The sequence below is a fragment of the Lignipirellula cremea genome (genome assembly GCF_056501455.1).
Window position 1 is genome coordinate 5,148,595 of the sequence record NZ_CM151415.1, and the last position, 12,190, is coordinate 5,160,784.

Consider the following 12,190-nt stretch of genomic DNA (forward strand, 5'->3'; position numbering starts at 1 on the left):
CTACGCTCGTCGAAACGAAGAACCACGGAGGGCTTACACCCTCCGCTCGCCATTCTTGGCTACCCCTTCTTCTGCATCTTCGCCCATGTATCCCGCAGCGAGACGGAGCGGTTGAAGACGAGCGCGCCCTCGCGCGATTCCCTGTCCAGGCAGAAATACCCGGTCCGCTCGAACTGGAAGCAATCGTCGGGCTGAGCGGTCGCGAGGGAGGATTCCAGCTTCGCTCCCTTCAGGACCTTCAGCGACTCGGGGTTGATGAACTTCCGCCAGTCCTCGCCTTCGGGGACGTCGCTCAGGCTCTCGATCGAGAGCAGGTGGTCGTACAGCCGGACCTCCGCGTCCACGGCGGTCGGGGCATGGACCCAATGAATCGTTCCCTTCACCTTGCGACCGGCGTTCGCGCCTCCTGAATGCGACTCGGGGTCGTAGGTGCAGCGAAGTTCGATCACCTCGCCCGCGGCGTTCTTCACGACTTCCTCGCAGGTGATGACGTACGCGAAGCGCAGGCGAACCTCGCCCCCCGGCTTCAGGCGGAAGTAGCCTTTCGGCGGCTCTTCCAGGAAGTCGTCCGCGTCGATGAACAGTTCGCGACCGAAGGTCAGCTTCCGCGTGCCGGAGGTCGGATCTTCCGGGTTGTTGTTGGCGTCGAACTGTTCGGTCTTGCCCTCCGGATAGTTCGTCAGCGTCACCTTGATCGGACGCAGCACGGCGAGGCGGCGCTGGGCGATCTTGTTCAGATGCTCGCGGAGCGCGTCCTCCAACCAGGCCATGTCATGCTGGCTGTTGTACTTCGACACGCCGATCCGCTCGCAGAACGCGCGGAGCGACTCAGGCGTATAGCCGCGGCGACGGATCCCTTCCAGCGTCGGCATCCGCGGGTCGTCCCAACCGCTGACCAGTTTCTCCTTCACCAGTTCCAGCAGCCGGCGCTTGCTCATCACCGTGTGGGTGAGATTCAGCCGGGCGAATTCGATCTGCTGCGGACGGTAGATGCCGATCGCTTCGAGGCACCAGTCGTAGAGCGGACGATGGTCCTCGAATTCCAGCGTGCAGATGGAGTGCGTGATCCCCTCGATCGAGTCCGACTGGCCGTGGGCGTAGTCATACGTCGGATAGATCTTCCACTTGTCGCCCGTGCGATGGTGATGGGCCTTCAGAATCCGATACAGGATCGGATCGCGGAGGTTCATATTGGCGGAATTCATGTCGATCTTCGCCCGCAGGGTGCGCGACCCTTCGGCGAACTCGCCCGCCCGCATCCGCTCGAACAGCGCCAGGTTCTCCGCGGGCGAACGATCGCGCGTCGGCGAGTTCTTGCCCGGTCGATCCCAGCCGCCGCGATACTCGCGAATCTGCTCCGGGGTCAGATCGCAGACGTACGCTCGACCCTTCTGGATCAGCTCCACCGCCCAGTCATAAAGCTGGTCGAAGTAGTCGGAGGCGTAGTACTCCCCGTCCCACTCGAACCCCAGCCAGCGGACCGACTCGCGAATCGAATCGACGTACTCGGTATCCTCGGCCAGCGGGTTCGTGTCGTCGAACCGCAGGTTGCACTTCCCGCCGTACTTCTGGGCCAGGCCGAAGTTCAGGCAGATCGACTTCGCGTGGCCGATGTGCAGGTAGCCGTTCGGCTCCGGAGGAAACCGCGTATGCACGCGTCCGCCGAACTTCCCCGACGCCAGATCGTCTTCCACGATCTGTTCGATGAAGTGGAGCGAGCGCTTCGGATCGGCAGGAGCTTCGCTGGCCGCGTCGTCCATGGCGGAAGTTCTTCGTGAGTCGTTAAGGATGTGCGTGAGGGCCTGCGAAGCGGAAGCTTACACCTTTTGCAGCAGGGCCCGGCGAATCCGGCTGAGCGATCGTTCGCGACCCAGGATCTCCAGCGTTTCGAACATGCCGAAGCCCTTGGACTTGCCGGTCGTCGCCGCGCGGAGCGGGTGGATCAGGTCGCCGATCTTCTTACCCTTCGCTTCGAGGAACTCTCGCAGCCGGGCTTCGATCGCGGCCGCTTCGAACGGCTCGACGCGTTCCAGTTCGTCGGCGAACGCTTCCAGCAGTTCGCGAGACGCCCCGTCGCCCAGCCGCTTCTCCAGGACGTCGGCCTCGAAGACCAGGTTCTCGTCGGCGACCAGAAAATCGTCGTAGTCGAGAATGTCGCCGCCGATCTTGATCCGGTCGCCCGCCGCTTCCACGATCTTAAAAATCGTCGAACCGGGGCCCGCGTCAGTCCCCTCGGTAACAAGTCCCGCCCCGACGAGAAACGGCAGGCAGAACTTCGCCCGGTCGGCGACCGAAAGCTTCTGCATCTCCCGATCCTGGAACGCCAGGAGCTTCGCGGGGTCGAAGCTGGCGGGCGACTTGTTCACCCGTTCCAGCGAGAAATTCGCGATCATCTCGTCGAGCGTGAACTCCTCCGTCTTGTCGTCCAGCGACCATCCGAGCAGCAGCAGATAGTTCAGCAAGGCGTGCGGCAGGAAGCCGATCCTCTCGTAGAACTCTGTCAGCACCGGGTTGAACGATTCGGGACTGATCGCCAGACCGAGCCGTTCAGCGACGCGTGCCCCGCGATCGTACAGTCCCTTGAAGTCGGGGTTCTTGAAGTACTTGTCGATCTTCCGCTTGCTGAGCTTGGTCTTGCTTCCCGGTTCCGCCACGACGGGCAGGTGGGCGAACCGGGGCGGCTCGAGTCCCAGCCCCTGGAAGATCAGGATCTGCCGCGGCGTGTTGGCCAGATGCTCTTCCGCGCGGATGACATGGGTGATGCCGAAGTCGGCGTCGTCGACGACTGTCGCCAAGTGATAGACGACCGTGCCGTCGGTCCGCTGCAGCACGATATCCTGCTCCCCTGACCAGGGAAACTCGACCGGTCCGCGCACCAGATCGTCGAAGGCGCAGACGCCTGACTGCGGCGTCTTCAGACGCACCACCCGGCTGCGCCCCTCGGCCTCGAACTTCGCCGCCTGAGCGTCGTCCGCCGCCATCCAGCGCCGGCTATAGACCCACGACTGCTTGGCTGCGATGGCCTCCGCTTTTTCCGCTTCGACCTCGTCAGGACGCGAGTAGTCGCGATACGCGAAGCCCCGGGCGATCAGCGTCTCGACGGCCTGCGCGTACTTGTCGTCCCGCTGCGACTGAAAGTAGGGAGCGTAAGGTCCGCCGACCTCGGGCCCTTCGTCCCATTGCAGGCCGAGCCAGCGAAAGCCGTGCAGGATGGGGGCGAGCGCCGCCTCGACATTGCGCTGACGATCCGTATCGTCGATGCGGAGCAGAAACTGGCCGTCATGCTTCCGGGCGAAGAGCCAGTTGAAGAGCGCCGTCCGGACGCCGCCGATATGGAGATAACCGGTCGGACTGGGGGCGAAACGGGTACGAGCCATGCCGATCGGCGCCGCCATGCATTGCCTTGGGTGCAGTATTCCGCAAACCTCCGTCGAAACGTCAACTTAGGTAGACGTGACGGTTCGGTAAAGCCCGCTGGCGTCGGGACGCCGGTTGGGAAACGAAAAACGCCGCCCGGGTTTGGAGCGGCGTTCTGAGTCGTCGGATCGTTCTCTCGACCGGTCACTTCTTCTCTTCGACGCCGACTTCCTTCAGTTTGGCGGCCAAGTCGGAGCCGTGGTTCTCGACGTTGACCTTTTCTTCGACGGCGAGGATCTTGCCGTTCTCGCCGATCACGAACGTGACGCGGGAGGACATGTTCCGTTCGTTCAGCACGCCGAACGCCTTGGCTGCTTCGCGCGACGGATCGGAGAGGATCGGATAGTCGAGTTCCAGCGACTCGGCGAACTTCTTATTCTCTTCGACCGGGTCGACGCTGGCGGTGAAGTAGGCGACTTCGTACTTCCGCAGGGCATCGCCCTGATCCTTCAGCGCCTTGCACTCTTTGGTGCAGCCGCCGGTAAAGGCCTTCGGGAACCAGGCAATGACGACCGCCGACTTCCCTTCGAAGTCCGACAGCTTGTACGTCTTGCCGTCGCTCCCCTGAAACGTGACGTCCGGCGCGTCGTCGCCGACGGCAGGACGATCCGCGGCGAAAGCGGCCGACGAGAACAGGGGCAGGGCGAGCGCGATGGCGCCGAACGCGGCGAGAGAGAGAATGAACCGCTTCATGTGCGATGACTCCGGAAGAGTTGGGTGGTGAGCGAAGCGACCATTATCCCTCCCCGGCGGAGCGGTTCGCAAGCGAGCGCTGCGAGCGGCATCCGCAGAGCCCCGTTACGACGGGCCGTGGCAGATCGTTCGACGAGTCTTTCGCACCGCTGAGTCGACCCGCGCAAAGCGATCGACGCGGTCGGGTCGCTGAACGGTGCGAACGGAGATTGCGTCCGGTACGATGCTCGGGACGCCCTGGCTCGGGAACTCGTTGTTCGTAAAGCAGTCTTTTTTCAATGAACGAAACGCAGGAACACGCAGTGATTGTCCATTTCGAGTACGGCTCGACGGACCTGGAGCCTTTATTCGTTCTTGAGGACGAATTGGCGGAGGCGATTTCCGACGCGGACGTCGGCGAGTTCGACGGCAATGGCCGCGAATGGAAGCGACGGCCTCTTGTACATGTACGGGCCGGACGCAGATCGCCTCTACGAGACCGTTAGGCCTCTTTTGGAGTCGTGCTCGTTTACGCGAGGTGCGAAAGTGGTCAAACGGTACGGACCGCCCGAAGACGGCGTCCGCGAATCAATCGTCATGATTGACCGTTAGCGAGAACTTGACTCGCTTGCGCGGGCTGACCCATTCTCGCCTAGCAGAAGGGTCATACTCACGAAGACCGCCGCGAAAAGGCCGCTACGCCCAGTCCAGCCCCGTCGCTCCGCGAAGCCGGCGTTCGAAATCGCCGATCAGGCCGCCGACGACGTCCCATTGCGCGGGCCGGCGGATCTCGATGTCGCCCTGGCGATTGATTCGCACGATCGTCTCGTCGGCGAGCCCCGCGGCCTTGAGGTCGTCCAGGCTCAACTCGTCGTCCTTGACTACGGTGACGAGCTGTTTTCCGGTCAGGTGGATGAATTCCATCGATGTTTCGAGCGGAGGAAGCAGGCGCAGAAGGGACCGGGTTAAGTCTGTTCTGGCCGGAAGCCCGTCGCAAGCAGGCCGGGCAGGGCCGCCGAAGGGTCGTCGTCAGATCTTCTTGTTAAAAGATCTTCACAGGGGCCAGTCGGTGTTGCCGCGCACGGCCAGGACCTTCCGCCGGAACGTCTCGCACATCCGCAGCAACTCTTCGATGGGCAACTCTTCCGCCCGGGCATTCGCCTCGTAGCCGAGTTCGGCGATCGCCTCGTCGATGTGCTCCTTTTCGAGCATCCCCTTGAACGCGCTGATCAGCACGCTTCGCAGGAACTTCCGGCGGTGAAAAAACAGCGCCCTGGCGAGGTGGTGGAAGAACTCCGTATCCGGGATCGCGGCGCGCTTCTCCGGCCGATGCCGGATCTGAATGATCGCGGAGTCGACCTTGGGTCGCGGCCAGAAGACGCCGGGGCCCATGATCTTCAGGATCTCGACGTCGCAGAGCGCCTGCATCCAGACGGTCAGTCCGGAGTAATCCTTCGTCGAGGGCGTGGCCGCGATCCGCTCGGCCAGTTCCTTCTGAATGGTAACCGTCATGCTGTCGGGTACCGGTTCCCGGCGGAGCAGGTTCGACATCAGCGGAGTCGCGATCACGTAGGGCAGGTTCGCCGCAAGTTTGAACCGGGCGCCGGGAATCGCCGCCATCTGCGTGCGAACTTCCTCCAGGACGTTGTCGGCGATGCGGTTCTTGTTCTTCAGAACGTCCTGCCGCAGCATGGTGACGTTCTCGCGCTCGCCCAGAATCTCCTGGGCCAGTTCGAACAGCCGGGCGTCCATTTCGACCGTGACCACGTGTCCGGCTCGCTCCGCCAGAAGGGCGGTCAGCGATCCAGTGCCCGTCCCGACCTCCAGCACGACGTCCTGCGGCCCCAGGTCGGCGGCGTCGGCCAGGTACTGGACCAGGTTCAGGTCGATCAGAAAGTTCTGGCCGAGCTTGTGATCGGGCTCCATGCCCGATTCCCGGAACCGGGCGGTCAGGTACGAAACGGTCTGACGGGGCGAACCCATGGCTTCCTCCGCGACCGGCGCGACGTGTTGAGGGAGAGCGAAACGAGGCAGGGCGTCCGCGTCCCCACGGCAGCCGTTCCTCGTCAGGTGAAGGTATCCCGTAAAGGGTAGGAACGGACCGCTTCTCTCGCGAGGGCTCCCCCCGCGATGCAGGGCGATTTTCGGGGCGGAAATCGCCGGGTCTTCCTCCGTTTGACATCCGTCGCCGGACGGATAAGATGAGTGAGGTTCCGCGGATACGTCCGCCCGCGCGTCGCCTTCGCAGATCCAGTCGCCTTCGGCTGGCGCTTCGGTTTCGCAGGGCGTTTCGCAGATCGCGGAATCCGAGGCACGGGTCGCTAGGACGTCGATCGCTTTCCGTTCGAGGAAACGCCGAACCTGCGGGTCCATCAGGATTCGACAGGTTTCGCGAGACCGGAACGCGATCGTCAGGACGTCGATACGAGTCGGTTCGGACGGAACCCTGGTGGGTCCAGTACCGCATTCGCCGCTCTGACCAGCCGATTGTTTCCCATCAATCGTCCTTCAGTTGCGGAGTCGTGGGTATGGAATCGCTTTCGAGCGCGTTCTTCGCGTCGCAGGGTTTCTCGGTGACGGGATTTCTTCTCCCGAATCACATGGAGCTGGTGATCATCGCGATCGTCGCGCTCCTCCTCTTCGGTCATCGCCTCCCCAGCGTGATGAAGTCCCTCGGCTCGAGCATCAAGATGTTCAAGTCGGGCATGAACGAAGAGGATGACGAGGAGGTCGAAGAAGAGGTCGTCGTCAAGAAGAAGCCGAAGAAGTCCACGGCTTCCTCGGCGCTGGAAGAAGAGGAAGCGGAGAAGGTCGGGAAGTAACTCTCCTGTCGCGCTTCCTGGCGCCGGCTCCCGGCGGAACTTCGCGAAAACGAAGCGCCGCCGCCCCGTCGCCTTCCGCTTGACCCGCCTTCTTCCCGCCCGGAGTCCTCCGCATGTTCGGAATGAGTTTTCAGGAACTCGCGATCATCGGCGTGATCGCGATCCTGCTCTTCGGCAAGCGCCTGCCCGAAGTCGCCAAGACGATGGGCAAGCACTACAAGGGCTTGCGCAAGCAGCTCAATGAGTTTCAGTCGGCCTTCGATCTCAACGATATCGAGGCGCCGGTCAAGAAGCAGTACAAGCCGAAGACCTACGACGAGTACGACGACTACGAAGAAGCGAGCGCCCCGCGATTCGAACCGCCGCCGGTCGATAAATAGCTCGAACGACGAAGCGCTCGAACGAACCCGATTCACGAATAACGGCGACGCTCACGGGCGTCGCCGTTTTTTGTTGCAGCTCTCGAAGCATACTGATGCGTCTTCTAACCCAGGCGCCGAAGTATGCTTCGCTTTTCCGATCGAACTCCCTGGCTGCGACGACTCGTCTGCGCGCTGCTGGTCGCCGCGTCGTGGTCCGCGACTTCTGCTGCGCATGCGGACGCCGTACCGCTCAACGAGTGGCGCGAGCGCCTGATCGCCGAGCTGCGGGACGAGGGCGAATCGCGGCTGCCGGCGGGAACGTACGAACTCGATCGCCCGATCGTGATCAAGTCGAACGAGTCGCTCGTCCTCTCGCCCAAAGCGACGCTCGTCGCGAAGGGATGCGCCGCCGTCGTGCTCGAAGGGCGCCGAGCGTCGCTTCGCGGCGGGACGCTTCGCGGCGACGGGACGTCCGTCGTGCAGGTTCGCAGCGCGCTCTTCTGGACGGTCGAAAACTGCGTCCTCGAAGGATCGGAGCAGGCGAACGTCGGGCTGCTCGTGCAGGGGCCGACGTGCTACTTCGGTCACGCGCGCAATCTGGAGATCCGGAACGTCGCCCACGCCGTACGATTGGGGAAGGACGCCAACGCGAACGACTTCTGGCATGTCGTCGCCTTCGATATCGGCCAGACGTTCTGGAGCCTCGACGGCGCTTACGCCAACAAGGTCTACGGCGGGTTCTGCCACGGCAGCGGCACGCGCGACGGAGTCATCGGCGTGCACGCGACGAACGGATCGATCTACAACGGCTTCTACGGACTCGGCTTCGAACCGGGCGGCGAGCGCAGCCGGGCCCTGGTCGTCGACGACACGTCGGGCCGCAATCACTTCTTCGTTCAGAACAACGCCGTCGCCGCGCCGTCCCTTCGCGGGCAGAACGATCTGGTCATCCTCGACGGCGATCGGCTGGCCGGACGGAACGGCGACGTCCGCCTCGCCTCGACGCTTCAGGACCTCGAGGCGTCGCTCGCGAAGCTCAAGCAGAAGAACCTCTCCATCGAACGGCGCCTCGCCTCGCATCGCGAGGCTCTCGAAGCCTACCGCGAATCGATCGAGTACCTGTACGGATCCTGGTACGGGTACTGGTGAGCGACTGGCGACGGCCGGAGTAGCGTCTCGCTACGGCGCCGCATCCCGAAGCTTCTTCTGCCGCTCGTGCAGCCAGGCGAGGGCTTCGAGGGGCGTCATCGCGTCGAGGCGCAGCTCCCGCAGCTCTTCGACGACCGGGTTCGGCGCCGCTTCGAAGAGGGTGAGCTGGACTTCGCTGCGACGCTTCGCCGGCGCCCGGCGGATGGCCTTCGCGTCGCTCTCCTTCCTTGGATCGGACTCGAACGCGGCGAGCAGATCTTCCGCGCGGCCGATGACTTCGTTCGGCACCCCCGCGAGCTTCGCAACGTGAATGCCGTACGATCGGTCGGCGCCCCCCGGCACGATCTTGTGCAGAAAGACGACCTCGTCCTTCCACTCCCGCACCGCGACGTTCAGGTTTCGCAGGCGGGGCAGGCGCTCGGCCAGCGCGGTCAGTTCGTGATAGTGCGTCGCGAACAGGCATCGACAGCCGATCGCGTCGTGCAGCCGCTCCGTGATCGCCCAGGCGAGCGAGACGCCGTCGTAGGTGCTGGTCCCCCGACCGATCTCGTCGAGGATGACCAGGCTGTTCCGCGTCGCCAGGTTCAGGATCCGCGCCGTTTCGGTCATCTCGACCATGAACGTGCTCCGTCCGCGGAAGATGTCGTCGCTGGCGCCGACGCGGGCGAAGATGCGATCGGCGATCCCGACCGTCGCCGATCGTGCGGGGACGAACGAACCGATCTGGGCCAGAAAGACGATCAGCGCCTGCTGCCGGATGTAGGTGCTCTTGCCGGCCATGTTGGGGCCGGTGATCAGCGCCAGCGTGCCATGCTCGTCGTCGAGCAGACAGTCGTTCGGCACGAGCGTCCCTTCGCGCTCCAGTTGGTCGAGCACCGGATGCCGACCTTCCTCCACGCGGAGGATCGGTTCCTCGACGATCGTCGGTCGGACGTACCGCCGCTCCGACGCGATCTCCGCGAACGAGGCCAGCACGTCGAGCTGCGCCAGGCAACCGCCTGTCGCGCGGAGCCTCGCCGCCTGCTTCTCGACTGCGTCGCGGAGTTCGATGAAGAGCGCCTCCTCAAGCTCGACCGCCTTCTCGTCGGCCGACAGGACCTGCTCTTCGTATTCCTTCAGCTCCGGCGTGACGAAGCGTTCGGCGTTCTTGAGCGTCTGCTTCCGGATGAAGTCGGGCGGCGCTTTCAACGCTTGAGCCGCGGTTAGTTCGATGAAGTAGCCGAAGACCTTGTTGAAGCCGATCTTCAGGCCGGGAATGCCGAGCCGCTGGGCCTCGCGGGCCTGATACTGCGCGATCCATTGCTTGCCGCCTCGGGCCAGTTCGCGGAGGCGATCGAGTTCTTCGCGGAACCCGGCTCGAATGAAGCCGCCGTCGCGCGTGACGTTAGGACACTCGTCGGCCAGCGCCTCGCACAGCAGCGACCTTACTTCCTCGCACAGATCGAGCTCGACCAGCCAGCTCGACGCGATCTCGGGCGGAAGCGGTTCGAGGATCTTCACGATCTCCGGCAGCCGATTCAGCACTTCGACGATCGACCGCAGGTCCCGCGGCGAAGCGCGTCGGGTGGCAACCCGCGCGGTGAGACGTTCGAGATCGTAGATCTGCTTCAGCAGGTCGCGCAGATCCCGGCGGACGCTGCGTGCGGCGACTAGCGCCTCGACCGCGTCCTGCCGACGGGCGATTTCGACGGCGTCGCGGAGGGGTCGCTCCATCCATTGCGCCAGGCGCCGCGCCCCCATGCTCGTCTCGGTCCGATCGAGCGCCGCGACCAGCGTCCCTTCGCGGTTCCCTCGTCGGAGCGAAGCGTCCAGTTCCAGGCTCCGCCGCGCGGCGGCGTCGATCTCGACGTAGGCGCTCGTTTCGTAACGTTGCAGTCGATCGAAGTGGGCTAGCGAGCTCTTCTGCGTGTCGACCAGATAACCGAGCGCGGCGCCCGCGGCGCAGGTCGCGAGCGAATCCTCTTCGCCGAACCCGAGACCCTCCAGATCCCGCACGCCGAAGCGGGAGCGGATCTGCTTGCCCGCGGTGTCGGGGCCGAACTCCCACGCCGGGCGCGTCGTCACCGCGAACGCGATCGCATGGGACGGCAGGCCGTGCGGAACGTCGTCCCGGCAGAGCAGTTCCGCCGGACGCACCGCGGCGAGCAGATCGACCAGTTCGTCCGCTTCGACGGTCGCCGCCCAGAAGTCGCCGGTCGAAAGCTCGGCCCAGGCGCAGCCGACCTTCGGACTGTCGACCTTCGGGCGCCAGAGCGCGAAGAGATAGTTGCTTTCGCCGGGGGAGAGCAGCTCGTCGTCGGTGACGGCGCCGGCGCTGACCAGGCGGGTGATCTCCCGCTTGACGATCCCCTTCGCCTTCTTGGGATCTTCGACCTGTTCGCAGACGGCCGCCTTGCGTCCCGCCTGGATCAGCTTGCGGAGATAGCTGTCGAGCTGATGGTAGGGAAAGCCCGCCATCGGGATCGGGTTCTCGCCCTTGTCCCGGCTGGTGAGGGTGAGGCCCAGGATCCTGGCGGCGTCCTTCGCGTCGTCGAAGAAAAGCTCGTAGAAGTCTCCCATCCGGAAGAGCAGGATCGCGTCGCCGCACGCCTCCTTGGCGTCGCGATACTGCTGCATCATGGGAGTGATGGCGGTCATGAAAGCTTCAGGCGGGCGGTCATGGTCTGCGGGAAGCCGCGAGCGGCGACGAATCCGAAGCCGGGCATTCTGACGGCGCCTGCCCTGGGGCTCAATGCGTCGGGCGGCCGACGGGACTGGACGACGGGCCTGTGCGGCCTAACTTGCCGTAGGTTCGATCAAGGATTACGATCGGATCGACTACTCCGTTCACGTCGCGCCGGGGCTCGCTCGCCGGCCGTCCGAAAGCCGCGATGAGCTCCGATTCCGAGGGCGCCTCTACGACCGCCACCGACGACGATCTCCTGCCGCGTTTGCGAAGGGGCGATCAGGCCGCGTACGAGGAACTGATCCGCAGTTACGGTCCCCGGCTGCTCTCCACGGCCCGACGCTTCGTCGGCCAGGAATCGGACGCCCAGGATGTGCTGCAGGAGGCGTTCCTCGCCGCATTTAAGGCGTTGCCCAACTTCAACGCCGACTCGTCCCTGTACACCTGGCTGCATCGAATCACCGTCAACGCGGCCCTGATGCGGCTCCGGAAGGAGAAGCGTCGCGGCGAGAAGTCGATCGAGGACCTGCTGCCGCGAAACGTCGACGACGCGGAGCGTTCGCGACTGGGCGAAGGCTGGCGGGTGTCGAAGGACGACGCGCTCGAAAGCCGGGAGGTGCGAGAGTTCGTGCGAAACGCGATCGAACAGTTGCCCGAGAATTTTCGAAGCGTTCTGCTCCTTCGCGACATCGAAGGATTCAGTACCGAGGAGGCGGCCACGGCCCTCGATTTGACGCCCGGGGCCGTGAAAACCCGCTTGCACCGTGCTCGCCTGGCGTTGAAGACCCTGCTCGATCCGGTCATGTACGGGGACGACGCCCGATGAAATGCGGAGAGTTTCTTCAGCGGTTCGAGATTTATTGTCGCGGCGATATGACGCCCGACGAAGCTGCCGCGTTCGAGAAGGAGATCGAGGACTGCAAGTACCTCGGCGGCTTCCGGCGCGACTACGAGACATGCCTGGAGCTGGTTAAGCGCTCGTGCGAAGCGGGCTGCCCCGAGGAAGAGGCCAAGCTGCCCGATTCCTTCGTCCAGACGCTGGTCGCCCGCGTGACGACCGTCACGATCACGATCCAGGACGAACCGAGAAACGCCTAGCGGGC

11 protein-coding genes are annotated in these 12,190 nt (G+C 64.2%); 5 read left to right on the forward strand and 6 right to left on the reverse strand.

Going from position 1 to position 12,190, the window contains the following annotated elements:
* Nucleotides 1–59: 59 nt before the first annotated feature.
* From SH602x_RS20085 to rsmA, 5 genes are all read right to left on the reverse strand, one after another.
* The gene (locus tag SH602x_RS20085) at nucleotides 60–1,760 is read right to left on the reverse strand and encodes a glutamine--tRNA ligase/YqeY domain fusion protein (RefSeq protein WP_479474000.1); all 1,701 of its coding nucleotides are present in this window, start codon (nucleotides 1,758–1,760) and stop codon (nucleotides 60–62) included.
* A gap of 57 nt (nucleotides 1,761–1,817) precedes the next feature.
* Complete coding sequence (gene gltX / locus SH602x_RS20090) at nucleotides 1,818–3,377, reverse strand: glutamate--tRNA ligase (protein ID WP_479474001.1); 1,560 nt, start codon at nucleotides 3,375–3,377, stop codon at nucleotides 1,818–1,820.
* Nucleotides 3,378–3,561: 184 nt separating this feature from the next.
* Nucleotides 3,562–4,110, reverse strand: a complete 549-nt coding sequence (locus SH602x_RS20095) for a peroxiredoxin (RefSeq protein ID WP_479474002.1) — start codon at nucleotides 4,108–4,110, stop codon at nucleotides 3,562–3,564.
* Between the two features lie 675 nt (nucleotides 4,111–4,785).
* Nucleotides 4,786–5,013 carry a hypothetical protein gene (locus tag SH602x_RS20100; RefSeq protein ID WP_479471838.1) on the reverse strand — a complete coding sequence of 76 codons (228 nt, stop codon included), beginning with the start codon at nucleotides 5,011–5,013 and terminating at the stop codon, nucleotides 4,786–4,788.
* Nucleotides 5,014–5,142: 129 nt separating this feature from the next.
* Nucleotides 5,143–6,072, reverse strand: coding sequence for a 16S rRNA (adenine(1518)-N(6)/adenine(1519)-N(6))-dimethyltransferase RsmA (gene rsmA, locus SH602x_RS20105; RefSeq protein WP_479474003.1), 930 nt, complete (start codon nucleotides 6,070–6,072; stop codon nucleotides 5,143–5,145).
* Between the two features lie 545 nt (nucleotides 6,073–6,617).
* Between rsmA and SH602x_RS20110 the strand changes: the two genes are divergently transcribed.
* From SH602x_RS20110 to SH602x_RS20120, 3 genes are all read left to right on the forward strand, one after another.
* Nucleotides 6,618–6,911, forward strand: coding sequence for a Sec-independent protein translocase subunit TatA/TatB (locus tag SH602x_RS20110; protein ID WP_479471836.1), 294 nt, complete (start codon nucleotides 6,618–6,620; stop codon nucleotides 6,909–6,911).
* Nucleotides 6,912–7,024: 113 nt separating this feature from the next.
* A complete protein-coding gene (locus SH602x_RS20115; RefSeq protein WP_479471835.1) occupies nucleotides 7,025–7,291 on the forward strand; it encodes a Sec-independent protein translocase subunit TatA/TatB in 267 nt (88 codons plus the stop codon).
* 123 nt (nucleotides 7,292–7,414) lie between these two features.
* On the forward strand, nucleotides 7,415–8,422 hold the full coding sequence (locus tag SH602x_RS20120) for a hypothetical protein (RefSeq protein ID WP_479474004.1): 1,008 nt from the start codon (nucleotides 7,415–7,417) through the stop codon (nucleotides 8,420–8,422).
* 30 nt (nucleotides 8,423–8,452) lie between these two features.
* Here SH602x_RS20120 and mutS read toward each other — a convergent pair whose 3' ends face one another.
* The gene (gene mutS, locus SH602x_RS20125; protein ID WP_479477123.1) at nucleotides 8,453–11,050 is read right to left on the reverse strand and encodes a DNA mismatch repair protein MutS; all 2,598 of its coding nucleotides are present in this window, start codon (nucleotides 11,048–11,050) and stop codon (nucleotides 8,453–8,455) included.
* Nucleotides 11,051–11,292: 242 nt separating this feature from the next.
* Between mutS and SH602x_RS20130 the strand changes: the two genes are divergently transcribed.
* Together SH602x_RS20130 and SH602x_RS20135 are read left to right on the forward strand one after the other, a co-directional pair.
* Nucleotides 11,293–11,913, forward strand: a complete 621-nt coding sequence (locus tag SH602x_RS20130) for an RNA polymerase sigma factor (RefSeq protein WP_479471832.1) — start codon at nucleotides 11,293–11,295, stop codon at nucleotides 11,911–11,913.
* Nucleotides 11,910–12,185, forward strand: a complete 276-nt coding sequence (locus SH602x_RS20135; protein WP_479474005.1) for a hypothetical protein — start codon at nucleotides 11,910–11,912, stop codon at nucleotides 12,183–12,185. The genes SH602x_RS20130 and SH602x_RS20135 overlap by 4 nt, the downstream gene beginning before the upstream one ends.
* The last annotated feature ends 5 nt before the right edge of the window (nucleotides 12,186–12,190 follow it).

Bases quoted from the DNA above. Each gene is read 5' to 3' on its own strand.
- SH602x_RS20095 (WP_479474002.1), bottom strand. From the start codon at position 4,110: ATGAAGCGGTTCATTCTCTCTCTCGCCGCGTTCGGCGCCATCGCGCTC.
- SH602x_RS20085 (WP_479474000.1), bottom strand. From the start codon at position 1,760: ATGGACGACGCGGCCAGCGAAGCTCCTGCCGATCCGAAGCGCTCGCTC.
- SH602x_RS20115 (WP_479471835.1), top strand. From the start codon at position 7,025: ATGTTCGGAATGAGTTTTCAGGAACTCGCGATCATCGGCGTGATCGCG.
- rsmA (WP_479474003.1), bottom strand. From the start codon at position 6,072: ATGGGTTCGCCCCGTCAGACCGTTTCGTACCTGACCGCCCGGTTCCGG.
- SH602x_RS20130 (WP_479471832.1), top strand. From the start codon at position 11,293: ATGAGCTCCGATTCCGAGGGCGCCTCTACGACCGCCACCGACGACGAT.
- SH602x_RS20120 (WP_479474004.1), top strand. From the start codon at position 7,415: ATGCTTCGCTTTTCCGATCGAACTCCCTGGCTGCGACGACTCGTCTGC.
- SH602x_RS20135 (WP_479474005.1), top strand. From the start codon at position 11,910: ATGAAATGCGGAGAGTTTCTTCAGCGGTTCGAGATTTATTGTCGCGGC.
- SH602x_RS20110 (WP_479471836.1), top strand. From the start codon at position 6,618: ATGGAATCGCTTTCGAGCGCGTTCTTCGCGTCGCAGGGTTTCTCGGTG.
- SH602x_RS20100 (WP_479471838.1), bottom strand. From the start codon at position 5,013: ATGGAATTCATCCACCTGACCGGAAAACAGCTCGTCACCGTAGTCAAG.
- gltX (WP_479474001.1), bottom strand. From the start codon at position 3,377: ATGGCTCGTACCCGTTTCGCCCCCAGTCCGACCGGTTATCTCCATATC.